The sequence below is a fragment of the Phycicoccus sonneratiae genome, from assembly GCF_016887965.1.
Classification (GTDB): domain Bacteria; phylum Actinomycetota; class Actinomycetes; order Actinomycetales; family Dermatophilaceae; genus Phycicoccus; species Phycicoccus sonneratiae.
In genome coordinates this window covers 1-23,140 of sequence record NZ_JAFDVD010000008.1, presented here as the reverse complement: position 1 = coordinate 23,140, position 23,140 = coordinate 1, and the positions used below count along the sequence as shown (strand labels likewise).

At 73.0% G+C, this 23,140-nt stretch carries 20 protein-coding genes; 12 read left to right on the top strand and 8 right to left on the bottom strand.

Annotated features, from left to right (window positions below):
• Positions 1-14: 14 nt before the first annotated feature.
• From dnaE to JQN70_RS07385, 3 genes are all read left to right on the top strand, one after another.
• Positions 15-3,635, top strand: a complete 3,621-nt coding sequence (gene dnaE / locus JQN70_RS07395; RefSeq protein ID WP_204130687.1) for a DNA polymerase III subunit alpha — start codon at positions 15-17, stop codon at positions 3,633-3,635.
• 153 nt (positions 3,636-3,788) lie between these two features.
• The gene (locus tag JQN70_RS07390) at positions 3,789-5,573 is read left to right on the top strand and encodes a bifunctional metallophosphatase/5'-nucleotidase (RefSeq protein WP_204130686.1); all 1,785 of its coding nucleotides are present in this window, start codon (positions 3,789-3,791) and stop codon (positions 5,571-5,573) included.
• Positions 5,574-5,659: 86 nt separating this feature from the next.
• Complete coding sequence (locus JQN70_RS07385; RefSeq protein ID WP_204130685.1) at positions 5,660-7,807, top strand: S9 family peptidase; 2,148 nt, start codon at positions 5,660-5,662, stop codon at positions 7,805-7,807.
• Here JQN70_RS07385 and JQN70_RS07380 read toward each other — a convergent pair.
• Positions 7,797-8,657 carry a universal stress protein gene (locus JQN70_RS07380; RefSeq protein ID WP_204130684.1) on the bottom strand — a complete coding sequence of 287 codons (861 nt, stop codon included), beginning with the start codon at positions 8,655-8,657 and terminating at the stop codon, positions 7,797-7,799. The two genes, JQN70_RS07385 and JQN70_RS07380, sit on opposite strands and share 11 nt — an antisense overlap.
• 85 nt (positions 8,658-8,742) lie before the next feature.
• Entirely contained in the window at positions 8,743-10,587 is a 1,845-nt protein-coding gene (locus tag JQN70_RS07375; protein ID WP_204130683.1) for a cyanophycinase, read from the bottom strand.
• Positions 10,588-10,661: 74 nt separating this feature from the next.
• On the opposite strand from JQN70_RS07375, the gene mtnA reads away from it, so the two are divergent.
• Genes mtnA through JQN70_RS07360 form a run of 3 tightly spaced genes read left to right on the top strand, consistent with a single transcriptional unit; the run spans position 10,662 to position 13,169 of the window.
• Positions 10,662-11,708, top strand: a complete 1,047-nt coding sequence (gene mtnA, locus JQN70_RS07370) for an S-methyl-5-thioribose-1-phosphate isomerase (RefSeq protein ID WP_204130682.1) — start codon at positions 10,662-10,664, stop codon at positions 11,706-11,708.
• A gap of 43 nt (positions 11,709-11,751) precedes the next feature.
• Positions 11,752-12,405: a SatD family protein gene (locus JQN70_RS07365; RefSeq protein ID WP_239111240.1), complete on the top strand. Its 654-nt coding sequence runs from the start codon at positions 11,752-11,754 to the stop codon at positions 12,403-12,405.
• Complete coding sequence (locus JQN70_RS07360; protein WP_204130681.1) at positions 12,402-13,169, top strand: hypothetical protein; 768 nt, start codon at positions 12,402-12,404, stop codon at positions 13,167-13,169. Before JQN70_RS07365 ends, JQN70_RS07360 begins: the two co-directional genes overlap by 4 nt.
• Positions 13,170-13,187: 18 nt before the next feature.
• Here the strand turns inward: JQN70_RS07360 and JQN70_RS07355 are convergent, their stop codons facing one another.
• On the bottom strand, positions 13,188-13,817 hold the full coding sequence (locus JQN70_RS07355; protein ID WP_204130680.1) for a class II aldolase/adducin family protein: 630 nt from the start codon (positions 13,815-13,817) through the stop codon (positions 13,188-13,190).
• A 131-nt stretch (positions 13,818-13,948) separates the two neighbouring features.
• Between JQN70_RS07355 and JQN70_RS07350 the strand changes: the two genes are divergently transcribed.
• Positions 13,949-14,653, top strand: coding sequence for a hypothetical protein (locus tag JQN70_RS07350; protein ID WP_204130679.1), 705 nt, complete (start codon positions 13,949-13,951; stop codon positions 14,651-14,653).
• A gap of 8 nt (positions 14,654-14,661) precedes the next feature.
• Here JQN70_RS07350 and JQN70_RS07345 read toward each other — a convergent pair whose 3' ends face one another.
• A complete protein-coding gene (locus tag JQN70_RS07345; protein ID WP_204130678.1) occupies positions 14,662-15,228 on the bottom strand; it encodes a dihydrofolate reductase family protein in 567 nt (188 codons plus the stop codon).
• Positions 15,229-15,354: 126 nt separating this feature from the next.
• Between JQN70_RS07345 and JQN70_RS07340 the strand changes: the two genes are divergently transcribed.
• The 3 genes from JQN70_RS07340 (at position 15,355) to JQN70_RS07330 (ending at position 17,123) form a co-directional block, all read left to right on the top strand.
• Positions 15,355-16,131, top strand: a complete 777-nt coding sequence (locus JQN70_RS07340) for a thioesterase family protein (protein ID WP_239111239.1) — start codon at positions 15,355-15,357, stop codon at positions 16,129-16,131.
• 76 nt (positions 16,132-16,207) lie between these two features.
• Complete coding sequence (locus JQN70_RS07335; protein ID WP_204130676.1) at positions 16,208-16,414, top strand: hypothetical protein; 207 nt, start codon at positions 16,208-16,210, stop codon at positions 16,412-16,414.
• A 94-nt stretch (positions 16,415-16,508) separates the two neighbouring features.
• Positions 16,509-17,123 (top strand): hypothetical protein, encoded by a 615-nt coding sequence (locus JQN70_RS07330; RefSeq protein WP_204130675.1) that lies wholly within the window; start codon positions 16,509-16,511, stop codon positions 17,121-17,123.
• A gap of 302 nt (positions 17,124-17,425) precedes the next feature.
• On the opposite strand, the gene glnA is transcribed toward JQN70_RS07330, so the two are convergent.
• On the bottom strand, positions 17,426-18,850 hold the full coding sequence (gene glnA, locus JQN70_RS07325; protein WP_204130674.1) for a type I glutamate--ammonia ligase: 1,425 nt from the start codon (positions 18,848-18,850) through the stop codon (positions 17,426-17,428).
• A gap of 273 nt (positions 18,851-19,123) precedes the next feature.
• Here glnA and JQN70_RS07320 point away from each other — a divergent pair, with 273 nt between their 5' ends.
• A complete protein-coding gene (locus JQN70_RS07320; protein ID WP_204130673.1) occupies positions 19,124-19,573 on the top strand; it encodes an RDD family protein in 450 nt (149 codons plus the stop codon).
• A gap of 11 nt (positions 19,574-19,584) precedes the next feature.
• Here the strand turns inward: JQN70_RS07320 and JQN70_RS07315 are convergent, their stop codons facing one another.
• Genes JQN70_RS07315 through lipB form a run of 3 tightly spaced genes read right to left on the bottom strand, consistent with a single transcriptional unit; the run spans position 19,585 to position 22,080 of the window.
• Positions 19,585-20,310 carry a DUF4191 domain-containing protein gene (locus JQN70_RS07315; RefSeq protein WP_204130672.1) on the bottom strand — a complete coding sequence of 242 codons (726 nt, stop codon included), beginning with the start codon at positions 20,308-20,310 and terminating at the stop codon, positions 19,585-19,587.
• 59 nt (positions 20,311-20,369) lie between these two features.
• Positions 20,370-21,395 (bottom strand): lipoyl synthase, encoded by a 1,026-nt coding sequence (gene lipA / locus JQN70_RS07310; RefSeq protein WP_204130671.1) that lies wholly within the window; start codon positions 21,393-21,395, stop codon positions 20,370-20,372.
• A gap of 46 nt (positions 21,396-21,441) precedes the next feature.
• On the bottom strand, positions 21,442-22,080 hold the full coding sequence (gene lipB, locus JQN70_RS07305) for a lipoyl(octanoyl) transferase LipB (RefSeq protein WP_204130670.1): 639 nt from the start codon (positions 22,078-22,080) through the stop codon (positions 21,442-21,444).
• A gap of 70 nt (positions 22,081-22,150) precedes the next feature.
• Here lipB and JQN70_RS07300 point away from each other — a divergent pair, with 70 nt between their 5' ends.
• The gene (locus JQN70_RS07300) at positions 22,151-23,086 is read left to right on the top strand and encodes an MMPL family transporter (protein WP_204130669.1); all 936 of its coding nucleotides are present in this window, start codon (positions 22,151-22,153) and stop codon (positions 23,084-23,086) included.
• Positions 23,087-23,140: the final 54 nt, after the last annotated feature.

Genomic DNA, 23,140 nt, shown 5'->3' with positions numbered 1-23,140 from the left:
TAGGATGGTCCGCGATGTCCACCCCCGCCGCCCCGACCCCGAGCCCCACGTCGTCCTCGACGGGCGACTCGTTCGTGCACCTGCACGTCCACACCGAGTACTCGATGCTCGACGGCGCGGCGCGCATCGGCGACCTCTTCACCCGGGCCGCCGAGATGGGCATGCCGGCCCTGGCCACCACCGACCACGGCTACGTCTTCGGGGCCTACGAGTTCTGGAAGAAGGCCCAGGGCACCGGCGTCAAGCCGATCATCGGCGTCGAGGCCTACGTCACGCCCGGTACCCACCGCACCGACAAGACCCGCGTCAAGTGGGGCGACGAGCGCACCCGTCCCGGTGACGACGTCTCCGGGTCGGGCGCCTACACGCACATGACGCTGCTGGCCCGCGACAACACCGGCCTGCACAACCTCTTCCGGATGGACAGCCAGGCCTCCCTCGACCAGGTCTACGCCAAGTGGCCGCGCGTCGACCGCGAGCTCCTCGACCGCTACGGCAAGGGCATCATCGCCACCACCGGCTGCCCGTCCGGCGAGATCCAGACCCGCATCCGCCTCGGCCAGTACGACCTCGCGAAGCAGGCGGCCTCCGACTTCCGCGACATCTTCGGCGCCGAGAACTTCTTCTGCGAGCTGATGGACCACGGCCTCGACATCGAGCGCCGTGTCCAGCAGGACCTCCTGCGCCTGGCCCGCGAGCTCGGCCTGCCGCTCGTGGCCACCAACGACCTGCACTACACGAGCCCCGAGGACGCCAAGGCGCACGGCGCGCTCCTGTGCGTCCAGTCCGGCTCGACGATGATGGACCCGGGCCGGTTCAAGTTCGACGCCGACGACTTCTACCTCAAGAGCCCCGCCGAGATGCGCCACACCTGGCGCGAGCTCCCCGAGGCCTGCGACAACACCCTCCTCATCGCCGAGATGTGCGACATCTCCTTCACCGAGGGCGAGGGGCGGTACATGCCGCGCTTCCCGTGCCCCCCGGGCGAGAACGAGCAGAGCTGGTTCGTCAAGGAGGTCGAGAAGGGGTTGCGCGAGCGCTTCCCCGAGGGCGTCCCCGAGTACGCGCGCAAGCAGGCCGAGTACGAGGCCGACGTCATCATCTCCAAGGGCTACCCGGGGTACTTCCTCGTCGTCGCCGACTTCATCACCTGGGCCAAGGAGAACGGCATCCGGGTGGGCCCGGGCCGTGGCTCGGGTGCGGGGTCGATGTGCGCGTACGCGATGAAGATCACCGACCTCGACCCCATCCCCCACGGCCTGATCTTCGAGCGCTTCCTCAACCCCGAGCGCGCCTCGATGCCCGACTTCGACGTCGACTTCGACGAGCGCCGGCGGGGCGAGGTCATCAAGTACGTCACCGAGAAGTACGGGGCCGAGCGGGTCGCGCAGATCGTCACCTACGGCACGATCAAGGCCAAGCAGGCGGTCAAGGACTCCGCCCGGGTCATGGGCCACCCGTTCGCGGTCGGCGAGCAGCTGACCAAGGCGATGCCGCCGGACGTCATGGGCAAGGGCGTGCCGCTCTCGGGCATCTACGACCCCGAGCACCCGCGCTACGGCGAGGGCAAGGAGTTCCGCGAGCTCGTCCAGACCGAGCAGCACCTCCAGGAGGTCGTCGAGACCGCCAAGGGCCTCGAGGGCCTGAAGCGCCAGTGGGGCGTGCACGCCGCCGGCGTCATCATGTCCAGCGAGCCGCTCATCGACGTCATCCCGATCATGCGGCGCCTCCAGGACGGGCAGGTCATCACCCAGTTCGACTACCCGAGCTGCGAGAACCTCGGCCTGGTCAAGATGGACTTCCTCGGGCTGCGCAACCTCACCATCCTCGACGACGCCATCGCCAACGTGCGCGCCAACCGGGGCGAGGAGATCGACCTCGACGCCCTGTCCAAGGACATGACCGACAAGCCCACCTACGACCTGCTGGCCCGCGGCGACACCCTCGGGGTCTTCCAGCTCGACGGTGGCGGCATGCGCACCCTGCTCAAGCTCATGCAGCCGGACAACTTCGAGGACATCTCCGCGGCCCTCGCGCTCTACCGGCCGGGCCCGATGGGCGTCAACGCTCACACGAACTTCGCGCTGCGCAAGAACGGCAAGCAGGAGCTCATCCCGCTCGACCCGCAGCTGAAGGGCAAGCTCCAGCCGGAGATGGTGCAGGCCCTCGAGCCCATCCTCGGCACCACCTACGGCCTGGTGATCTACCAGGAGCAGGTCATGGAGATCGCCCAGAAGCTCGCCGGGTACACGCTCGGCAACGCCGACCTCCTCCGGCGCGCGATGGGCAAGAAGAAGAAGGAGGTCCTCGACAAGGAGTACGTGCCGTTCTCCGACGGCATGAAGAAGAACGGCTACACCGAGGCCTCGGTCGCGGCGCTGTGGGGCGTCCTCGTCCCGTTCTCCGACTACGCGTTCAACAAGGCGCACACCGCCGCCTACGGCCTCGTCTCGTACTGGACCGGCTACCTCAAGGCCAACTACCCGGCCGAGTACATGGCCGCGCTGCTCACGAGCGTCGGCGACGACAAGGACAAGTCGGCCCTCTACCTCGGCGAGTGCCGCCGGATGGGCATCAAGGTGCTCCCGCCGGACGTCAACGACTCGGTCGGCCAGTTCGCCGCCGTCGGCACCGACATCCGCTTCGGCCTGCACGCCATCCGCAACGTCGGCCACAACGTCGTCGAGGCGATCATCCAGGCGCGCGAGGAGAAGGGCCGGTTCACCTCGTTCCGCGACTTCATGTCCAAGGTGCCCGCGGTCGTGTGCAACAAGCGCACCATCGAGTCGCTCATCAAGGGCGGCGCCTTCGACGGCCTCGCCGAGACCCGGATGGGCCTGGTCCGCATCCACGAGGAGTACGTCGACGCCTTCGTCGCGGTCAAGCGCCAGGAGGCGATCGGGCAGGACAGCCTCTTCGGGGCCTTCGGCGACGACGGCGGTTCCGGCGGCGGGGGCGGCGACCTCATGGGGCTCGCCCCGGTGCCGGGCGTCGAGTGGGACAAGCAGACGCTGCTCTCCTTCGAGCGCGAGATGCTCGGGCTCTACGTCTCCGACCACCCGCTCTTCGGCGTCGAGCACGTGCTCAGCGCCCACGCCGACACCCAGATCGCCTCGCTGACCGCCGACGAGGGCGGCCGCCCCGAGGGCGCGATGGTCACCGTCGCCGGCCTCATCACCGGCCTGCAGATCAAGCGGACCAAGAAGGGCGACCTCTGGGCCATCGCCACCGTCGAGGACCTCGCCGGCTCGATCGAGTGCCTCTTCTTCCCGAGCACCTACATGACGGTCTCCTCGATGCTCCAGCAGGACCAGATCGCCGTCGTGCGCGGCAAGCTCAACCGGCGCGACGACTCGGTCTCGATCTACGCCCAGGAGCTCACCCTCCCCGACGTCAGCGAGGGCCCGCGCGGTCCGGTCGTCGTGACGATGGAGACCGCCCGGGCCACGGCGCAGCGCATCGAGGAGCTCAAGGGCGTCCTCACCAACCACCCGGGCACCACCGAGGTGCACCTCAAGCTGCTCAAGCCGGGGCGGTCGGTCGAGATCCGGCTCGACCCCGCCTACCGGGTCAACGCCGACGCGGCGCTCTTCGGTGACCTCAAGGTCCTCCTCGGTCCCCGCTGCCTCTCCTGACCCGCCGGCGGGCGACCCTGCGGTGAACGGTCGGCGACACCGGCGATCCGCCGGTCGCCAGGGGGTGCCACCGGCCGGACTTCCCCCTAGGGTCTAGGCACGCGCACGCCCGGACAGGGGGCGGCGCTCGGAGAACCCAGGAGATCCTCCACGATGAGAACCACTCGACGACGCGCCCTCGGCGCCGGTGTCGCCGCCGTCGGCCTGGCGGCCTTCGTCGCCGGTACGCCCTCGGCGACCGCGCACGACCGGGACCGCCACCACCCGAGGCCGTACGCCCAGACGGTGCAGCTGCTGTCCTTCAACGACTACCACGGCCACCTCGAGGCCACCGACCCGCCGCTCAGCAAGGCCCTCGACCCGAGCCAGACCGCGGCCGGCGGCGCCGAGCACCTCGCGACGGCCCTGAAGACGCTGCGCGCCCAGGCCCCGCGCGGCACGTCGCTCACGGTCGCCGCGGGCGACCTCATCGGCGGCTCGACCTTCCTCTCCGGCCTCTTCCACGACGAGCCGTCGGTCGAGACCCTCAACGCGATGGACCTCGACGTCAGCAGCGTCGGCAACCACGAGTTCGACGAGGGCACCACCGAGCTGCTGCGCATGCAGAAGGGCGGCTGCCACCCGAAGGACGGCTGCTACTTCCCGGACGACCCGTACGCCGGCGCCGACTTCCAGTGGCTGGCGGCCAACGTCGTCGTCAAGCCGAAGACCTCCACGACCTCCCGCGGCCACGACCACGGCAAGGAGCGCACGCTCCTGCCGGCGACCTCGATCAAGAAGGTCAACGGCGTCAAGATCGGCTTCATCGGGATGACCCTCGAGGGCACGCCCAGCCTCGTCGACCCGGCCGGCGTCGCGAACGTCGAGTTCAAGGACGAGGTCGAGACCGCGAACCAGCAGGCCGTCCAGCTGCGGCGCAAGGGCGTCAACGCCATCGTCGTCCTGCTCCACGAGGGCGGCGTGCAGTCGGGCACCTACGAGGAGTGCGTCGGCATCTCCGACCCGATCGCGACGATCGCGAAGACGATGACCGCCGACGTCGACGCGATCATCACCGGGCACACGCACCAGCCGTACACCTGCTCGATCCCGGACCCGAAGGGCAACCCCCGCCTCGTGACGAGCGCGGCGTCCTACGGCCAGGTGGTCTCCGAGACCGACCTCGTCATCGACCGTCGCACCGGCGAGGTCGACCGTGGCCGCTCCACCTCGGTCAACCACCTCGTGAGCCGCGCCGAGTTCGCCAAGGACCCGGAGCAGACGGCGATCATCGACAAGTGGAAGACCATCTCGGCACCGCTCGCGGCCCGGGTCGTCGGCTCGGTCGCCGAGGACATCACCGGTGACTCCGGCGGCAACCGCGGCATCGAGACCCCGATGGCCGACCTCGTCGCCGACAGCATCCTCTGGGGCACCAGGGCCCCCGAGAACGGCGGCGCCCAGCTCGCCCTGATGAACGTCGGCGGCGTGCGGGCCAGCCTGCGGGTCGCGCCGAAGTACGCGGAGGGACCCGGCGAGATCACCTACGCCGAGACCTACGACGTCGCCCCGTTCGGCAACATCCTCACGACGCTCGACCTCACCGGCGCCGAGCTCAAGGCCGTGCTCGAGCAGCAGTACGTGCCGGGTCGTGCCGGTGGCCGTGACGCACTCGGCCTCGGTGTCTCCGACGGGTTCACCTACACCTGGGACGCCACGCAGCCGGCCGGCAGCCGGGTCGTGGCGGGGTCGATGAAGCTCGGCGGCACGGTCATGGACATGAACGCCACGTACCGCGTCGGCACGATCAACTTCCTCGCCAACGGTGGTGACTCGTTCACCGCCTTCTCCGCCGGGCGCAACGTCCTCGGCGGCAACGAGGACCTGGCCAACATGGTCGCCTACTTCGGCGCCAACCCGGGCCTGCGGGCCCCGGCCGACCGCGTCGCGGGTCTCTGACCCGCAGGGCACCGACGAGGGCCGTCCCCCACCCGGGGGGCGGCCCTCGCCGCCGTCCGGACGGCGCCCGCGCATAGGGTGGGCCCGTGCCGAGCCCGTCCCTCCCGACCCCACCCACCGCGCCCCGGCGCCCGCACGTGCGCGAGCAGCACGGTGAGGCGGTCGAGGACCCCTACTGGTGGATGCGCGACCTCGAGGACCCCGAGCTGCTCGCCCACCTCGAGGCCGAGAACGCGTATGCCGAGGCCCGCACCGAGCACCTCACCGGGCTGCGGGCGACCCTCTTCGGGGAGATCAAGGCCCGGGTCAAGGAGGACGACCTCTCGGTGCCCGTGGCCAGCGGGCCCTGGTGGTACCTCAGCCGCACCGCGGAGGGGAAGCAGTACGCCACGCACGTGCGCGTCCCCCGGGCCGAGGGCGACCCCCGTCCGGACCCCGACGCGGACGCGGCACCGGGGGAGCAGGTCGTCCTCGACGGCAACGTCGAGGCCGGTGACTCCGAGTTCTTCTCGCTCGGGGCGCTGACCGTCGGCGCCGACCACCGGCTCGTCGCCTTCGCCGTCGACACCGCCGGCGACGAGCGCTTCGACCTCACCGTGCGCGACATCGACTCCGGCGAGGTCCTCGACACCTCGCTCACCGGCATCGGCTACGGCTGCGAGCTGAGCCGGGACGGGTCGTTCGTGTTCTACACCCGCGTCGACGACGCCTGGCGACCCCACCAGCTGTGGCGGCACCGCGTCGGGGGCGACCCGGCGGACGACGTGCTCGTCCACCAGGAGGACGACGAGCGCTTCTGGATGGGGGTCAGCGCCAGCCGCGACGAGCGCTGGCTGCTCCTCGGCCTCGGGTCGAAGACGACCTCCGAGGTGTGGATGCTCCCGTCCGACGAGCCGGAGGGGGAGTGGCGCGTCGTCGCCCCGCGCCGCGACGGCATCGAGTACGACGTCGAGCCGGCCGGCGACCGGCTGCTCGTCGTGCACAACACCGACACCCCGGACTCCGACCTCGCGTGGGCACCCCTCGAGGCCACGAGCCACGAGCAGTGGGTGCCGCTGCTCGCGTCGGGCGAGGGCGAGCGGTTCGTCGGGGTCGACGCCTTCGACTCGGCCACCGTGCTGTCGCTGCGCACGGGGGGCCTCACGGCCCTGCGGGTGCTGCCCCGCGACGTCAGCTCGGTGTCCGGGCACGGCACCCCGTGGGACGTGTCGGTCGACCAGCCGGTGCACTCGATCGGGTTGGGGGACAACCCGGAACCCGACCAGGTCGCGGTGCAGGTGGTCGTCGAGTCGTGGACCACGCCGCGCACGGTGCTCGACGTCGACCTCGCCACCGGGGCCCGCACCGAGCTCAAGCGCCAGCCCGTGCTCGGCGGCTTCGACCCCGCCGACTACGTCGAGTCGCGCGAGTGGGTCACGGCGTCCGACGGTGCGTCGGTACCCCTCTCGGTCGTCCGCCGGCGCGGGGTCGAGCCCGACGGCACGAACCCCGGGCTGCTCACCGCGTACGGTGCCTACGAGATCTCCTCGGACCCGTACTTCTCGGTCGCGCGCCTCGGGCTGCTCGACCGCGGGGTCGTCTTCGCCATCGCCCACGTCCGTGGTGGTGGCGAGATGGGCCGTCGCTGGTACGACGACGGCAAGCTGCTGGCCAAGCCGACCACGTTCTCCGACACCGTCGCCGCCGCCGACCACCTCGTGGCCACCGGGTGGGTCGCGCCCGACCGGCTCGGGCTCGAGGGCGGCTCGGCGGGCGGGCTGCTCGTCGGGGCGGTGCTCAACCTGGCTCCCGGGCGGTTCCGCGTGGCGCACGCCGCCGTGCCGTTCGTCGACGCCCTCAACACCATCCTCCAGCCCGAGCTGCCGCTGACCGTGGGCGAGTGGGAGGAGTGGGGCAACCCGCTCGAGGACCGCGAGGTCTACGCCGCGATGCGCGCCTACACCCCGTACGAGAACGTCCGGGCCACGGAGTACCCGGCGGTCCTCGCGACGAGCAGCCTGCAGGACACCCGCGTCTACGTCACCGAGCCCGCGAAGTGGGTGGCCCGGCTGCGCGAGACGGTGACGAACGACCCGCACACCCGGCCGGTGCTGATGCGCACCGAGATGTCCGCCGGCCACGGCGGGCGCAGCGGGCGCTACGCGGCCTGGGAGCAGGTCGCGTGGGAGTGGGCCTTCGTCCTCGACCGGCTCGGGGCCACCGAGCGGGTCGACGGCGCGACCGTCAGCGGGTGACGAGCACGGGGCAGGCGCTGCGGCCGACGAGGCGCAGGGCCGTCGCCCCGACGTGCAGGCCCTCGAACCCGCCGACCCCGCGGCTGCCGACCACCACGAGCGCGGCGCCCTCGGCCGCCTCGACGAGGGCGTGGAGGGGGTCGTCGCGCACGACGTGCACCTCGACCTTGGCGTCCGGGTGCTCGGGGCGCAGCGCGGCGACGACGTCGTCGACCACCCGCTCGACCCCGGCCACGTACTCCTCCCAGCTCGAGGCCGCGGCGAGCGTCGGGTCGGTGGCGCCGGTGGCCTGCCAGGCGTGCACGGCGTCGACCGACCCGCCGAGGACGCCCGCCTCGCGCACGGCCGCCCGCAGCGCCTCGAGGGAGGCCGTCGAGCCGTCGACACCGACGACGACGCGCCCACCCGGCTGCGGCGCCCCCGAGGACGTGTGCCCGACGACGAGCACCGGGCAGCGGGCGTGCGTGAGCACCTGCATCGCCACCGCCCCGAGGCTCGTCCGGCTGAGCACGCCGAAGCCCGCCACCCCGACGACGACGAGCGCCGCGGTGTGCGAGGAGGCGATGAGCGACCGGCTGGCGTAGCCGTCGTGCAGGGCGCTGGTCACGGTGAGGTCCGGGTGCGCGGCGTGCGCCGCGGCCACGGCGTCGCGCAGCAGCTGCTCGCCGTGCCGGGTGACGGCCCCGCGGTCCGCGAGCTCGCCGAAGCCGAGCATCGGCAGGTCGGGGGCGAAGGCGTGGAGCACGTGGAGCGTCATCCCGCGGGTGCTCGCGACGTGCGCGGCCTGGACCACGGCGGCCCGGGACAGCGGTGACCCGTCGACTCCCACGACGACGCGGGGCTGGCTCATGATCGTCCGTCCTTCCGAGGGATGGGGCGCCCTCAGGACGACCGTCCCACCGCCCGTGCGTGGGCGCAAGGACGGATGTCACGGATCAGCGGCGCAGGCGCTCCCCGTCGGCGAAGACGTCGAGGAGCACGTTCGCGGCACCGATCGAGCCGTTCGCCGAGGTCCACGTCCGGGCCTCGTCGCCGTCGGCGACGACGACCGACTCGCCCGTCGTCCGCGCCCCGGCCCGGTCGAGGACGACGGCCGAGCGGTCGAGGAGCCCGATGGCCGGCGTGCGGCGGTCGACGGCCACCGACCCGTACAGCCGACCCCACCGGTTCTCGGAGGCGAGGTACGGCACGAGGGTCGCGCGGACCAGCCCGAGACCGGGCAGCCACCGGGCGTCGTCGGCCCGGAACGCGGCGATGCCGGCGTCCTCGAGGTCGTCCTCGGTGGGCCGGGCCACCGGCGACCAGCGCTCGCCGAGGACGGACACGGCGGCGCCGTCGGCGAGGACGACCGGGGTGTGGCACACGGCCGCGGCGAGGGCGGCCCGGACCCGGCGGTCGGCGAGGGCCGGGGCGAGGGTCGTGGGGTCGTCGCCGACGACGAAGGCCGCCGTGGCACCGCGCAGGGCGTCCTCGCGGACCGCGTCGCCGGTGACGACGCGGACCGAGCCGGTCCACCCCGCGGCGCGGGCGGCGTCGGCGTACCGGGCGCCGACGGCCGTGGCGTCCCCACCGAGGGCGAGGACGACGAGCCGGCCGCGGGACGAGCCGTCGACGGCCCGCGCGCGGTCGACGACGTCGTCGAGGACGGGGGAGCCGAGCACCCCGCCACCGAGGACGAGGGTGCCGCGGCCCGGGGCGGTCGGCACGCGCCACGGGGTGCCCTTCGGGGGCGCGAGGGTGCTCGACCCGCGGGTCAGGGTGCGGGTGCGCAGGTCGTAGCGCTGGTCCTCGGTCATCAGGTGGGTGAGGACGCGTCGGGCCGAGAGGGTCTGCGGCGCACCGCGCCAGGAGTGGGGGGAGCGGAGGGTCTCGAGGTCGACGAGCGACACCGAGCCCTGGCCGAACACGCCGGAGAGCGTCCGGTCGCCCGTGGCCCGCACGCCCGTGCCGTAGTCGACGCCGACCCCGACCGGGCTGCGGCCGCCGAGGTGCTCGTCGGCGGTGGCGAGCGTCGAGAGGGTGCGGCCGAGCCGGCCTCGCTGGTGGAAGTGCTGGTCGTAGATCGCGCGGGTCGAGCCGAAGGCCAGGCCGCGCTCGAGGTCGGCGTCGTCGCCCCACCACACGAGCGTGGAGTCGCGGCGCAGGCCGTCGGCCGGGCCGAGGTCGCCGACGTAGCCGTTGATCATCGAGCGCGACTCGACGGCCGCTCCGGCGCTCGTGCCGCCGACGACGACCCCTCGTGCGGCGGCGCGGGTCATCGCCCGTTCCGCCGGGCTGTCGGCGAGCACCTGCATCGCGAGCCCCTGGTCGCCGCCGAGCACGAAGACGCCGTCGGTGGCGGGGTCGGCGAGGGCTGCGGCGTTCGCGGGGTCGAGGGCGTCGGAGCGGTCGAGGAGTACGGCCAGCCGGGCCGTGCACCCCGTGAAGCGGGTCGGCGCCGCGTCCTCGCAGGCGAGCCGCAGCTGCTCGGCGCGCTCGCCCGCCAGCTCGAGGTTCTCGGCGCGGTCCTCGGGGGCGTCGCCGTAGGCCGAGGGCACGACGACGAGGTCGACGGTCGGTCCGGAGGCGTGGGCGGCGGCGGTGCGGGCGAACGCCTCGAGGGTGTCGGTCTCGTAGCCACCGCCGACCGGGACGAGCACTTCCGGGCTCCGCGACCCGTGCCCGCCACCGCTGCCGGAGGCCGCCGCGGGGGCGGCGGCGAACGGTGCGGCGAGGAGGGCGGTGGTCGCGAGGCAGGAGCCGAGCCGGCGGGCGGTGCGTCGGGTGTCGTCGAGGGCCATGGCGGGCACGCTAGCGAGCCGGCGCCCCGTGTCGGGCGTTCGTGCCGCACCGGTCGCCGCCTAGGGTGGCCGGCATGAGCCTCCTCGCCGTCGAGTGGGACGACGCGGCCGCCGACGGCCACGGCGCCCTCACCCTCCTCGACCAGACCGTCCTCCCCGAGCGCACCGAGCACCTCGTCGTGCGCACCGTCGACGAGCTCGTCGACGCCATCGTCGCGCTCGCGGTGCGGGGAGCCCCGGCCCTCGGCGTCGCCGGGGCGATGGGGGTCGTCGTCGCGATGGACCAGGCCGAGCGGGAGGGCTGGGACGCCGCGCGCCTCGAGGCCGAGGTCGACCGGGTGCGGCACGCCCGCCCGACGGCGGTCAACCTCGCGTGGGGCGTCGACCGGGTCCGGCCGCTCGTGGCACGGGGGAGGGACGCGGTGCTCGCGGCCGCCCGCGAGGTCGCCGCCGAGGACGAGGCGGCCAACCACGAGCTGTCGCGGCTCGGTGCCGACTGGCTGCTCGCCCGGGTCGGACGGCCGCGCCTGCGGGTGCTCACCCACTGCAACGCCGGCGCGCTGGCCACCTCGGCCTGGGGGACCGCGCTCGGGGTGGTCCGCGAGCTGCACGCCCGGGACGCCCTCGAGCTCGTCGTCGCCGACGAGACGCGGCCGCTGCTCCAGGGGTCGCGGCTCACCGCCTACGAGCTGGCCGAGGAGGGGATCCCGCACGTCGTCCAGGTCGACAGCGCGGCCGCCTCGACGATCCTGCGCGGGCTCGTCGACTGCGCCGTCGTCGGGGCCGACCGCATCGCCGCGAACGGGGACGTCGCGAACAAGGTCGGCACGCTCGGCGTCGGTCTGGCCTGCCGCGAGGCGGGCATCCCGCTGCTCGTCGCCGCACCCTGGTCGACGGTCGACCTGTCGATGCCCGACGGCACGGGCATCGAGATCGAGGAGCGGCCCGGCGAGGAGGTCACCGAGCTGGCCGGCCGGCGCACCGCGCCGATGGGCAGCCGGGGCCTCAACCCCGCCTTCGACGTCACGCCGGCCCGGTTCGTCGCGGCCGTGGCCACCGAGCGGGGAGTGGTCGAGCCGGCCGCGGGCGCAGGCCCCGACCGGCTCGTCGACCAGATCTGAAGACGATGGCTTCATTCGTACCATCTGAAGGTATGATCTTCAGATGGCTGAGATGAAGTCCACGTCTTCACCGTGTGTCCTCATCGGGGACATCGTCGCCTCCCGGGTCTCGCACGACCGCCAGGTGGTGCACGACGCCGTCGTCGGTGCGCTCGAGACCACCGAGACCGTGGTGCCCTCGCTCCGCGGGCTGCGGATCACGGTCGGCGACGAGTTCCAGGGGGCCTACGCCACCCTCGGCGCGGCCCTCGACGCCGCGCTCCGGGTGCGGCTCGCGCTCCTGCCCGACGTCGACGTGCGCATCGGCGTCGGCCGGGGGGCCGTGACGGTGCTCGACCCCGCGCGGGGGATCGAGGACGGTCCGGGGTGGTGGGCGGCCCGGGCGGCCGTCGAGCACGTCGAGGCCGCCGCGGAGCGGTCACCGACCCGCACCCTGCGCACCGGCCACCGCGCCGAGGACCCCGACGACCCGCGCGTCGACGCGGTCAACGCGGCGCTGCTCTGTCGGGACCATCTGGTTGGCTCCCTCTCGGACCGGTCGCTGCGACTGCTGGAAGGACTCATGCACCCCGACACCACCCAGGCCGAGCTCGCCGAGCGCGAGGGCGTCAGCGCGTCCGCCGTCTCGCAGCGGGTGCGGGCCGACGGCATCGGTGCGGTGCTCGCCGCCCACGAGCTGCTCCGGGCCCTGCCGTGACCTGGCTCGGGGTGTGGCTCGTCGGCGTGGGCCTCTGCGACCTCGTGCGCTCCGGCCCGCGCCCGGGGGTCACCCGCTGGGCCCCGTGGGTCGGGCTGGCCGCGACGGCCGGGCTCGGCGCGCTCGGCGGCCTGCTCGGCCCCACCGACCTCGTCGTCGGCCTCGGGGCGGCGCTCGCCCTCGTGCTCTGGGTGCGCTGGTCGACCCAGGCCCTGCTCACCGGCACCGGGCACGCGCCGGCGCTCGCCGCGCTCGCCGGCGGGGCGGTGTGGCTCGTCGCGCTCTCCGGCTGGGCCTCGGACCCCGGCGGCCTGCTCGGGCGCTGGCTCGCCTGGGCCGACCTGCCGATGCTCGGTGCCGACGCGGGGGTGGGCCGGGTGCTGCTCGTCGCCGGTCTGCTGCTCGCCAACCTTGCCACCGGCAACATCATCGTGCGCCTCGTCCTCGTCAGCGTCGGGGCGCTGCGCCCGGTCGACCGCACGAGCGACCCCGGCGCCGAGCCCGCCGAGCAGCTGCGCGGCGGTCGCCTCCTCGGGCCGATGGAGCGCGTCGTCATCGTCGGGCTCGGCCTCGCCGGTCAGCTGACGGCCGCCGGGCTGGTCATCGCGGCCAAGGGGCTCATCCGCTTCCCCGAGCTGCAGAGCAAGCGCTCGGACCGCGAGTCGGTCGAGGGCGCCGGCATCGACGAGGTCACCGAGTACTTCCTCGTCGGCTCGTTCGTCTCGTGGCTGCTCGCGCTCGGGAGCCTGTTCCTCGCCCGCTGAGCCGGTGGCGGCCCCGCCTCAGACGTCGATGATCCGTCCGCGCCACTCCGGGGGGAAGTCGGCGGTCGTGTCGCCGGCCACGAGCAGCCGGTAGGTCATCGTCGCGGCCTCCTCGAGGTTCAGCGCCCGGCGCAGGGCCATCGCGACCGTGTCGCCGAGGGCCGAGCACCCGTGGTGGGCGAGGACGACCGCGTCGTGGTCGCGGGCCGCCTCGGCCGCCGCGTCGGCCAGCTCGGTGCTCCCGGACGGGATGAACGGGACGCGCCCGGCGCTCCCGAGGTAGTACTGGTGGTCGAGGGTCGTGAAGCGGATCGGCTCGCCGAGCAGGTCGACGAGGAGCACGTGCTGTGGGTGCAGGTGCACGATCGCCGCGACGTCGGGGCGCACCGCGTAGGTGCGCTGGTGCAGCCTCCACTCCACCGAGGGTCGCGCGGCCCCGCCGACGCGCTCGCCGTCCGGCGTCAGCTCGGTGAAGTCGTCGGGGCTGAGCCGGTCCAGCCAGGTCCCCGTGGCGGTGACGACGACGTGGTCGGTGCCGGGGACGCGGGCCGAGAGGTTGCCCCCGCTCGCCTGCACCAGACCGCGCTCGACGACGTGCCGCCCGGCGTCGATCAGGGAGGCGATGGTCTCGGCGCGGGCGTCGGTCATGGCCCGATCATCGCGCATCGGCTCGGGCCTGCGGACGCGACGCCGGTGCGTGGGCGGGGAACCCCGGTCGCGGGGCCGGGCGTTCGTCCGGTGAGCGGCCCGGACGGGTCGTCGTGACGGAGGGAACGGGCATGGGACTTCTCGACCGCATCCTCGGCCGGGTGCCGAGCGAGCAGCAGCGCCAGGGGGCGTCCACCGGCGGATGGTCGGGAGGTGGCGCCCCGACCCGCGGCGCCCCGCCGGCGCCACCTCGCCCCGGGGCCTCCGAGGACGAGCGAGCCGTCGCCCGGTACCGCTACCTCCTGCGCACCGCCCCGCCGGAGCAGCTCGAGGCCATGCACGCCGAGGCCTTCGCGGCGCTCACGCCCGAGCAGCGACAGCAGCTCCTCGCCGAGCTCGGCCGGTCCGCGCCGGCGGGTGAGCAGCCGGCCTCCGCGGAGCCGGCCGACCTGGCCCGGGCCGCGACCCGCGCCGAGATGCGTGCGCCGGGCACGCTGCAGAACACCTTCTCGCGCGGTTCGTTCGCCGGTGGCGCGGGCGGGATGTTCGTGGGCTCGATGATGGGGACCGTCGCCGGCTTCGTCGTCGCCTCGGTGGTGGCGGACGCCCTGCTCGGCGGGTTCGGGGACAGCCCCGAGGCCCGGGAGGTCGCCGGTGGTGAGACCGGTGACACCGCCGGGACCGACGCCGGGGACGCCGGTGCGGCCGACGGCGGCGGCGACCTCGGCGCCGGTGACGCCGGGGGCTGGGACGCCGGGAGCGCCTGGGACGCCGGTGGCGGCGGTGACTTCGGCGGCGGGGGCGACTTCGGGGGTGGCGACTTCGGCGGGTTCTGACGCGGGCGTCAGGCCCGGGTCCACCGCTGGAGCAGCACGCCGCCCGGCAGCGGGGTGACCTCGCCGAGCGCCCACGACCGCGGCGCGTCGAGTCCGCGGAAGAGCGGGACGCCCGTACCGAGCACCACGGGGTTGACCTTGAGGTGCAGCTCGTCGACCTCGTCGGCGAGCTGGGCCGCGAGGTGGCCCCCGCCGCACAGCCACACGTCGAGCCCGTCCTCGGCCTTGAGGTCGCGGACCACGGCCACCGGGTCGGTGACGACGGTGACCGTCGGGTCCTCGGGCAGGTCGTCGCGGTGGGTGACGACGTACTGGCGCAGGTGGGGGTACGCGCTGGTCAGGCCCGCGTCGAGCGCCGGCTGGTGGGTGGTGCGTCCCATGACCACGGTGTCGAAGTGCCGCGGCGGGGCGTCGACCCCCAGAGCGGCCCGGACGTGCGTCGGGCAGGTCTCCGGGTACTCGGCGAACAACGCCGTCAGGGTCGTGGGGTCGGTGGGGAAGACGGAGGCGTCGCCGCCCTCGGCGGCGATGAAGCCGTCGATCGAGGTGGCGACGTAGTAGACGAGGCGGCGCACGGTGCTCCCGGGTCGGTGGACTGCGGTGCCGCACACCGTACGTGACCCCCCCGAGCCCGGCGTGCACGGGTGTCCGGGGCCACGGGTACCGGCATAGGGTCGTGGGGTCCGTCGTCGACCGAGAGGATGTCCGTGGCCTACTTCGAGCGCCTCGACGCCACCCGCTTCCGGGCCACCGCGCACACGAGCGGGGCCTGGCGCGAGGACGAGCAGCACATCTCGCCGGCGATCGGCCTCCTCGCGCACCTCGTCGAGCGCGACCGCGCTGCGCGTCGCGACGACGACCTGGTCCTCGCGCGCCTGTCCTACGACATCCTCGGCACGGTGCCCGTCGACGACGTCACGACCGACGTGCGGGTCGTGCGGCCGGGGCGCACCATCGAGCTCGTCGAGGCGACGATGGCGCACGCCGGACGGGTCGTCCTCGTGCTGCGGGCCTGGCTCCTCGAGCCGCGCGACACCCGGGCGGTGGCCGGCACGGCCCTGCGCGCCATCCCGGGGCCCGACGAGCTCGAGCCGTGGACGCCCAGCGACACCTGGCCCGGCGGCTTCATCGGGTCCGTCGAGCTGCGCCGCCACCTCGAGGAGCCCGGGCGCGGCTGGTTCTGGGTGCGCACCGGCGTGCCGCTGCTGGCCGACGAGCCGGTCGGACCGACGGCCCGGTTCGCCGGCCTGCTCGACCTGGCCAACGGGATGACGGTGCGCGCCGACCCGGCGCTGGTGCACTTCCCGAACGTCGACCTCACGGCCCACCTGCTCCGCGAACCCGTGGGGGAGTGGCTCGGTGTCGACGTGTCGATCTCGTTCGGCGACACCGGCGTCGGTGTCACGTCGAGCGTGCTGCACGACACGTCCGGGCCCCTCGGGTCGCTCGCGCAGAGCCTCACCGTCCGCCCGCGCTGACCTCTCGTGGACACCGGAACTCCTCGTCACGGACCCCGCCCGCGGCTACGCTGGTCCTGACCGAGGAGGTGGGGTGATGAACGTCTTCGCCGTCATGCTGTGGGCCGTGTTCGGGGTGGGGGTGCTCGCGGCCGTCGTCGGGATCACCGTCGCGATCGTCCACACGGTTCGTGACAAGCGCACGCCCGAGGAGCGCTGGGCCGACGAGCACGACCCGGACGAGAACCCGTTCCGCACCGGGGCCCAGTTCATCAACGGGATCAACTCCGGGACCCGTCGCTAGGCGCCTCCATACGCCGGAGGGCGCCCCGCCGTGGCGGGGAGGGGGCTCGCGGCAAGAGGCACGCCGGTGCGCCCCGTTGGGGCAGGATGCACGCATGACCTTGATTCTCAAGGCCGGGGGGACCCGAGGGTCCATGTTCACGGCCGCATGCCTGCTGTCCGCCACCGCCGCTGTCCTCCTCGCGGGGTGCGGCGCCGAGGCGCAGCCCACCACGTCAGCGACGGCGGCGACGTCCGCCGTGCCCACCGCTTCACCCAGTGCCCCTTCCGCCACTCCGACCCCCACCTCCACACCGTCTCCGGAACTGCCGACAAGCCCGTCGGAGGCGGCCAAGGACATCGAGTCGGAGGTCTCTGCAGTTGTCGCGGTCATCCAGCTCACCGAGGACAACGACACCAACAACCTCATCGGCCGCCCCGGCCAGTACGACGCCGCGACCTTCATGGCCGACAAGCGTCTCGGTTGCTCCAAGACCGACCAGTTCGATGAGCTCGGCATCGACTGCGGCGCCAAGATCGAACGGTGGGCGTCGGAGGACGACGCCACGGCCCGCGCCGCCGACATTCAGAAGAAGCTGAAGGAGTACGGCCTCGGAGCGGAGTACGACTACGTGCGCGGGAATCTCCTGTTGCGCGTGTCAGGGAAGTTGAAGCCCAGCCAGGCCAAGGAGTACCTGAAGGCCTTCCCGGAGGCTCGGTCGGCGCCCTGAGCCGTGCGTGAGTGGGCAGGGATGGTGACAGTCCATCTGGGACGACCCCACCGGGATGGGCAGGTGGGCCAGGTTCTAGCCATGAACCGCGTCATGGGTTGCGCTGACCCGACCAGACGACACCTCAGTCAATGGGCCGCTAAGCGGGCGATCGAATCCGTGGAGGATGGATGCCGCTGCAGGGGCGGCCCCGGGTGCGCGGTCGGCCACGGACGCCACGACGCCCCCGCCGAGGACTCCTGGGGGAGTCCGCCGGCGAGGGCGTCGCGAAGCCGTACGTGAGCCGTGGATCGGGCCGTGGCTCAGATGTCGAAGTACATCTCGAACTCGTGCGGGTGCGGACGGAAGCGGATCGGGTCGACCTCGTTCTTGCGCTTGTAGTCGATCCAGGCCGCGATGAGGTCCTCGGTGAAGACGTCGCCCTCGAGGAGGAACTCGTGGTCGGCCTCGAGGGAGTCGAGGACGGCCGGCAGCGAACCCGGCACCTGCGCGATGGACTCGTGCTCCTCCGGCGGCAGCTCGTAGAGGTCCTTGTCGACCGGCTCCGGCGGCTCGATGCGGTTCTTGATGCCGTCGAGGCCGGCCATCAGCTGCGCCGCGAAGCACAGGTACGGGTTGGACGACGGGTCGGGCACGCGGAACTCGATGCGCTTGGCCTTCGGGCTGTCACCGGTGATCGGGATGCGCACGCACGCCGAGCGGTTGCGGGCCGAGTACACGAGGTTGACGGGGGCCTCGTAGCCGGGCACGAGGCGGTGGTAGCTGTTGACCGTCGGGTTCGTGAAGGCGAGCAGCGCCGGGGCGTGCTTGAGCAGGCCGCCGATGTACCAGCGGGCGATGTCGGAGAGGCCGCCGTAGCCGCGCTCGTCGTAGAAGAGCGGCTCGCCGTCCTTCCAGAGCGACTGGTGGGTGTGCATGCCCGAGCCGTTGTCGCCGAAGATCGGCTTCGGCATGAACGTGGCGGTCTTGCCGAGCTCCCAGACGGTGTTCTTGACGACGTACTTGAACTTCATCATGTCGTCGCCGGACTGGAGCAGGGTGTTGAACCGGTAGTTGATCTCCTGCTGGCCCGCGGTGCCGACCTCGTGGTGGCTGCGCTCGACGGCGATGCCGACCTTGGCGAGGTTGAGGCAGATCTTGTCGCGGGTGTCGGCGAAGTGGTCGACCGGGGGAACGGGGAAGTAGCCACCCTTGTAGCGGGTCTTGTAGCCGCGGTTGCCGCCCTCCTCGGCGCGGCCGGTGTTCCAGGCCGCCTCGACCGAGTCGATGAAGTAGTAGCTCGCGCTCTGCTTGGTCTCGAACCGGACGTCGTCGAAGACGTAGAACTCGGCCTCGGCGCCGAAGAACGCCGTGTCGGCGATGCCGGTGGACTTGAGGTACGCCTCGGCCTTGGCCGCGATGTTGCGCGGGTCGCGGGCGTAGGCCTCACCCGTGAACGGGTCGACGATGCTGAAGTTCATGACGAGCGTCTTCTCCACCCGGAACGGGTCGACGAAGGCGGTCGTGGGGTCCGGGATGAGCTTCATGTCGGACTCGTGGATGGCCTGGAAGCCGCGGATCGAGGACCCGTCGAACATCTGGCCGTTGGTGAAGAAGTCCTCGTCGACGGTCTCGGCGGGCACGTTGAAGTGCTGCATGATGCCGGGAAGGTCGCAGAACCGGATGTCGACGAACTTGACGTCCTCGTCCTTGATGTAGGCGAGGACCTCGTCAGCGGAGCTGAACACTGTGTTGAACCTCCTGGTTCGGTGCAGGGGCTATGGGAGCCAGCCCTGATGGCGTTGCCGACGACGCTAGGGCGGGGCGGTTTCCCACCGGTGACCCGGATGTTTCGCCGACGTAACGCCAGCCACCGTATCAAGGGGTGGGACGATGCGCCCGAGTCGTGGACCGCGCTGAGACGCCGGCGCTGGACCGGGGCCGACGACCGGGGAAACCGGTGTCCCCGCACCGGTTTCCCCGGCTGATCAACCACGAGGGCGGCCACCTAGGCTGGTGCCGTGCCGCCCACCCCGACCCGCCCCGACGCGCCCACCGCGGGCGACGCCTCGCTCCTGCGGCGCCTCGCGGGCTTCGTCGTCGACTGGGTGCTCAGCGCGCTCGTGACGTTCCTGCTCCTGCCCTACGACCTCGCCGCCCCCGGCGAGCAGCCGCCGCTCCTCCTCGGTGTCCCCGAGAGCTCGTGGGCGGTGCTCGGGGTGTTCTTCCTGCTCAACGCGGTGCTCGTCTCGCTCACCGGCTCGACGGTGGGGCACCGGCTGCTCGGGCTCCAGGTCTGGCAGGTCAGGCCCGGGCCGTTCCCGCTGCAGGTGCTCGTGCGCTCAGCCCTCGCCGCGCTCGTGCTCCCCGCGGCGGTCACCGTGCGGGGCCGGGGGCTGCACGACCTCGCCGCGGGCACCCGCATCGTGCGCCCGGGCGCTGCGGACGCACCGGGGGCCGCCGGCTCCTGAAACGCCCGGGGCTACTTGCCGCGCATCGCGCGGCGGTCCATCCGGGCCTTCGTCGGGTCGACGCCCTTGGGCACCGGCGGCCGCAGCCCGCCGAGGGACCTCAGCCGCTTGTTGACGACCGACACCTCGGCCTTGGTGAGCACCGGACGCATCCGGGTCAGCTTGCCGGAGATCTTCTTGACGGGGACCTGGTCCTCGCCGTCACCGACGGTCCACAGGTGGATCGGCACGCCGGGCGCGACGCGGGCGACCTTCTTCTCCTCCTGCTTGAGCAGCTTGGCGACCCGGCCCGCGGGCCCCTCGCCGATGAGGACGACGCCCGGACGGCCGAGGGCCCGGAAGACCATCGCCGCACCGGCCATGTCCTGCGCACGCGTGCCGCGCGCCCCCTCGAGGGCCACCGGCTCCTGGGCGGCGTACCAGCCCCGGCGGCCGAGGCCGGTGAGCGCGGCACCGGCTGCGCCGACCTGGCCGTCGAGGGCCTTGTACATCGCGGTGTTGCCCCGCCGGTTCATGACGACGACCGCGGCGAGGAAGGCCGCGGGGATCGCGATGATCACCGAGTAGATGAGCCAGCCGCCGCCGAACACCGCACCGATGCCGATGACGACCGCGGCGACGAGCAGCGCGCCCCCGAGCATCCACCACCCGAGCCTCGGGTCGAGGGACTTGATGGCGCGGTAGGCCTGCCGGATCTCGGCGATGCGGCCCTGCTTCTTCTCGGGTGCGTCGGACACGGGGGAGGAGCTCCTCGTCGGGAAGTGTGCTGCGGCCCGCGGGTGCGCGGGCGCGTCCCTCAGGATACGGGGCGCTGCGCCCGGGCGACCAACGCCGCCGCCTCCTGGCGGGCGGGGTCGTTCGCGGCCTCGGCGAGGTGGGCGAGGTGGGCCGGGACCTCCCGGCCCCAGCGGCGCATCGCGGTCGCCCACAGGCGGCCCGCCCGGTAGGACGAGCGCACGAGGGGGCCGGCCATGACGCCCTTGAACCCGACGTCGGTGGCGACCTCGGACCAGTGGACGAACTCCTCGGGCTTGACCCACCGGTCGATGGGGTGGTGCATCGGGGAGGGCCGCAGGTACTGGGTGATGGTGAGGATGTCGCAGCCGGCCTCGTGCAGGTCGCGGATCGCCTCGTCGACCTCGTGGTCCTCCTCGCCCATCCCGAGGATGAGGTTGGACTTGGTGACCAGCCCGGCCTCGCGCGCCATCGACAGGACCTTGAGCGACTTCTCGTACGTGAAGGCGGGGCGGATCCGCTTGAAGATGCGCGGGACGGTCTCGAGGTTGTGGGCGAAGACCTCGGGGCGGGCGTCGAAGACCTGGCCGACGAGCTCGGGCCGGGCGCCGAAGTCGGGGGGCAGGATCTCGACGCCGGTGTTCGGGTTGAGCGCGTGGATCTGGCGGATCGTCTCGGCGTAGAGGCCGGCGGCGCCGTCGGGGCGGTCGTCGCGGGCGACGCCGGTGACGGTGGCGTAGCGCAGCCCCATGGTGCGCACCGACTCGGCGACCTTGCGCGGCTCGTCGGGGTCGAGCGGCATCGGGCGACCGGTGGCGATGTCGCAGAAGTCGCAGCGGCGGGTGCAGGTGTCACCGCCGATGAGGAAGGTGGCCTCGCGGTCCTCCCAGCACTCGAAGATGTTGGGACAGCCGGCCTCCTGGCACACGGTGTGCAGGCCCTGGCCCTTCACCATCGAGTGGATCTGGGTGTACTCCGGACCCATCTTCGCGGTGGTGCGGATCCACTCCGGCTTGCGCTCGATGGGGGTCTCGGCGTTGCGTGCCTCGACCCGCAGCAGGCGGCGTCCCTCGGGTGCGACAGTCACGCGTTCCAGCCTACGCTCCGGGTCCGACGCTTCCGGACCTCGGGCGTCAGGATCGGCCGAGGACGTCGGCCAGGTGCTTCTCGGCGTAGGGCAGGACGTCCTGGACGGTGATGACCCGGCCGGCCTCCTGCGTCAGCGAGGAGACCCCGGCGTCGGCGATGCCGCAGGGGATGATCGCGTCGGCCCAGCCGAGGTCGGCGTCGCAGTTGAGGGCGAAGCCGTGCATCGTCACCCGCCGGCTGACGCGCACCCCGATGGCGCCGAGCTTGCGCTCCGGGCCGCGCCAGTCGGCCGGCACCCAGACGCCGCTGCGGCCCTCGACCCGGACCGTGGACACCCCGAAGTCGGTGCAGACCCGGATCATCACCTCCTCGAGGCGACGGACGTGCGCGACGACGTCGATGGGCACCTCGGGCAGCCGGACGATCGGGTAGCCGACGAGCTGGCCCGGGCCGTGCCAGGTGATCTTCCCGCCGCGGTCGACGTCGACGACCGGCGTGCCGTCGGTGGGGCGCTCGTGCGGTTCGGTGCGCTTGCCGGCCGTGTAGACCGCCGCGTGCTCGAGGAGCAGCGTGGTGTCCTCGAGGGTGCCGTCGACGACCTGGGCGTGCACCTCGCGCTGGGTGGCCCAGCCCTCCTCGTAGTCGACGAGGTCCGGGGCGAAGCCGAGGTGGACGAAGCGCATGGACCCCACGGTAACCCCGGCGGTGTCGAGGGTGGTGCGCCGCCCGCACGCCCCTCAATAGGCTGGACGCATGAGCGCGGCCCCGCAGGACCCCGGACCCGACCCCACGGACGCCCGGGCCGCGGCCCGCCGCCCCCGGTGGGCCCTCCTCGGCGCCGTCGTCGTCATCCTCCTGTGGCTCGGCGTAGGGGCGGTCGGGGGGCAGGCACAGGGCCAGCTGTCGGGCGTGCAGTCCAACGACAACTCGACGTTCCTGCCCGAGAAGGCGGAGTCGACCCTCGTCACCGACGCCGTCGCGCGGTTCAGCGAGAGCACCGAGCTGCCCTACCTCGTCGTCGTCGAGCGCCGCGACAGCGGCACCCTCGACGCCGACGACCTGGCGGCCGTCACCGCCCTCGCGCAGGAGGTGCCCGACCTGGCGCTGCCCGGGATGGGGTCCGGGAAGACCCTCGGCGACTACCTCGTCGCCGGCACACCCATCACCCCGATCCCCGCCCAGGACGGGAAGGCGGTGCTGCTGTCGGTGCCGCTCGACGGCACGACCGGCACCGCCGCGAGCGGTGACACCACCGCCCTCGCCGAGGGGGCGACCGCGTTGCGCGACGAGATCGCGGCGACGTTCCCCGACGCCGGCCTGCAGGCCTGGGTCGGCGGTCCGGGAGGCCTCATCGCCGACTTCGCCGAGGCCTTTGGCGGCATCGACGGGATCCTCCTCGGGGTCGCGCTCGTCGTCGTCCTCGTCATCCTCCTCGTCGTCTACCGCAGCCCGATCCTCCCGTTCGCGGTGCTCGTCAGCGCGGTGCTCGGGCTCTCGGCCGCCTCGCTCGTCGTCTACCGGCTCGCGACGAACGACGTCATCACGCTGTCGGGCCAGAGCCAGGGCATCCTCTTCATCCTCGTCGTCGGGGCCGCCACCGACTACGCCCTGCTCCTCGACGCTCCTATGGTTCGTCAAGCCCGCGTGGGGCCGTGTTCGAGGAGTCGGTACAGGTCGCGGGCGATGTAGCGCTTGAGGCAGCGGCGGATCTCGCGGGGGGTTCTTCCCTGGGTGGTGCGGCGT

Bases quoted from the DNA above. Each gene is read 5' to 3' on its own strand.
- lipB (WP_204130670.1), bottom strand. From the start codon at position 22,080: ATGCGCTTCGTCCACCTCGGCTTCGCCCCGGACCTCGTCGACTACGAG.
- JQN70_RS07350 (WP_204130679.1), top strand. From the start codon at position 13,949: ATGGGACTTCTCGACCGCATCCTCGGCCGGGTGCCGAGCGAGCAGCAG.
- JQN70_RS07380 (WP_204130684.1), bottom strand. From the start codon at position 8,657: ATGAGCCAGCCCCGCGTCGTCGTGGGAGTCGACGGGTCACCGCTGTCC.
- JQN70_RS07335 (WP_204130676.1), top strand. From the start codon at position 16,208: ATGAACGTCTTCGCCGTCATGCTGTGGGCCGTGTTCGGGGTGGGGGTG.
- JQN70_RS07365 (WP_239111240.1), top strand. From the start codon at position 11,752: ATGGCTGAGATGAAGTCCACGTCTTCACCGTGTGTCCTCATCGGGGAC.
- JQN70_RS07300 (WP_204130669.1), top strand. From the start codon at position 22,151: ATGAGCGCGGCCCCGCAGGACCCCGGACCCGACCCCACGGACGCCCGG.
- JQN70_RS07390 (WP_204130686.1), top strand. From the start codon at position 3,789: ATGAGAACCACTCGACGACGCGCCCTCGGCGCCGGTGTCGCCGCCGTC.
- JQN70_RS07340 (WP_239111239.1), top strand. From the start codon at position 15,355: ATGTCCGTGGCCTACTTCGAGCGCCTCGACGCCACCCGCTTCCGGGCC.
- dnaE (WP_204130687.1), top strand. From the start codon at position 15: ATGTCCACCCCCGCCGCCCCGACCCCGAGCCCCACGTCGTCCTCGACG.
- JQN70_RS07375 (WP_204130683.1), bottom strand. From the start codon at position 10,587: ATGGCCCTCGACGACACCCGACGCACCGCCCGCCGGCTCGGCTCCTGC.
- JQN70_RS07355 (WP_204130680.1), bottom strand. From the start codon at position 13,817: ATGACCGACGCCCGCGCCGAGACCATCGCCTCCCTGATCGACGCCGGG.
- mtnA (WP_204130682.1), top strand. From the start codon at position 10,662: ATGAGCCTCCTCGCCGTCGAGTGGGACGACGCGGCCGCCGACGGCCAC.
- JQN70_RS07330 (WP_204130675.1), top strand. From the start codon at position 16,509: ATGACCTTGATTCTCAAGGCCGGGGGGACCCGAGGGTCCATGTTCACG.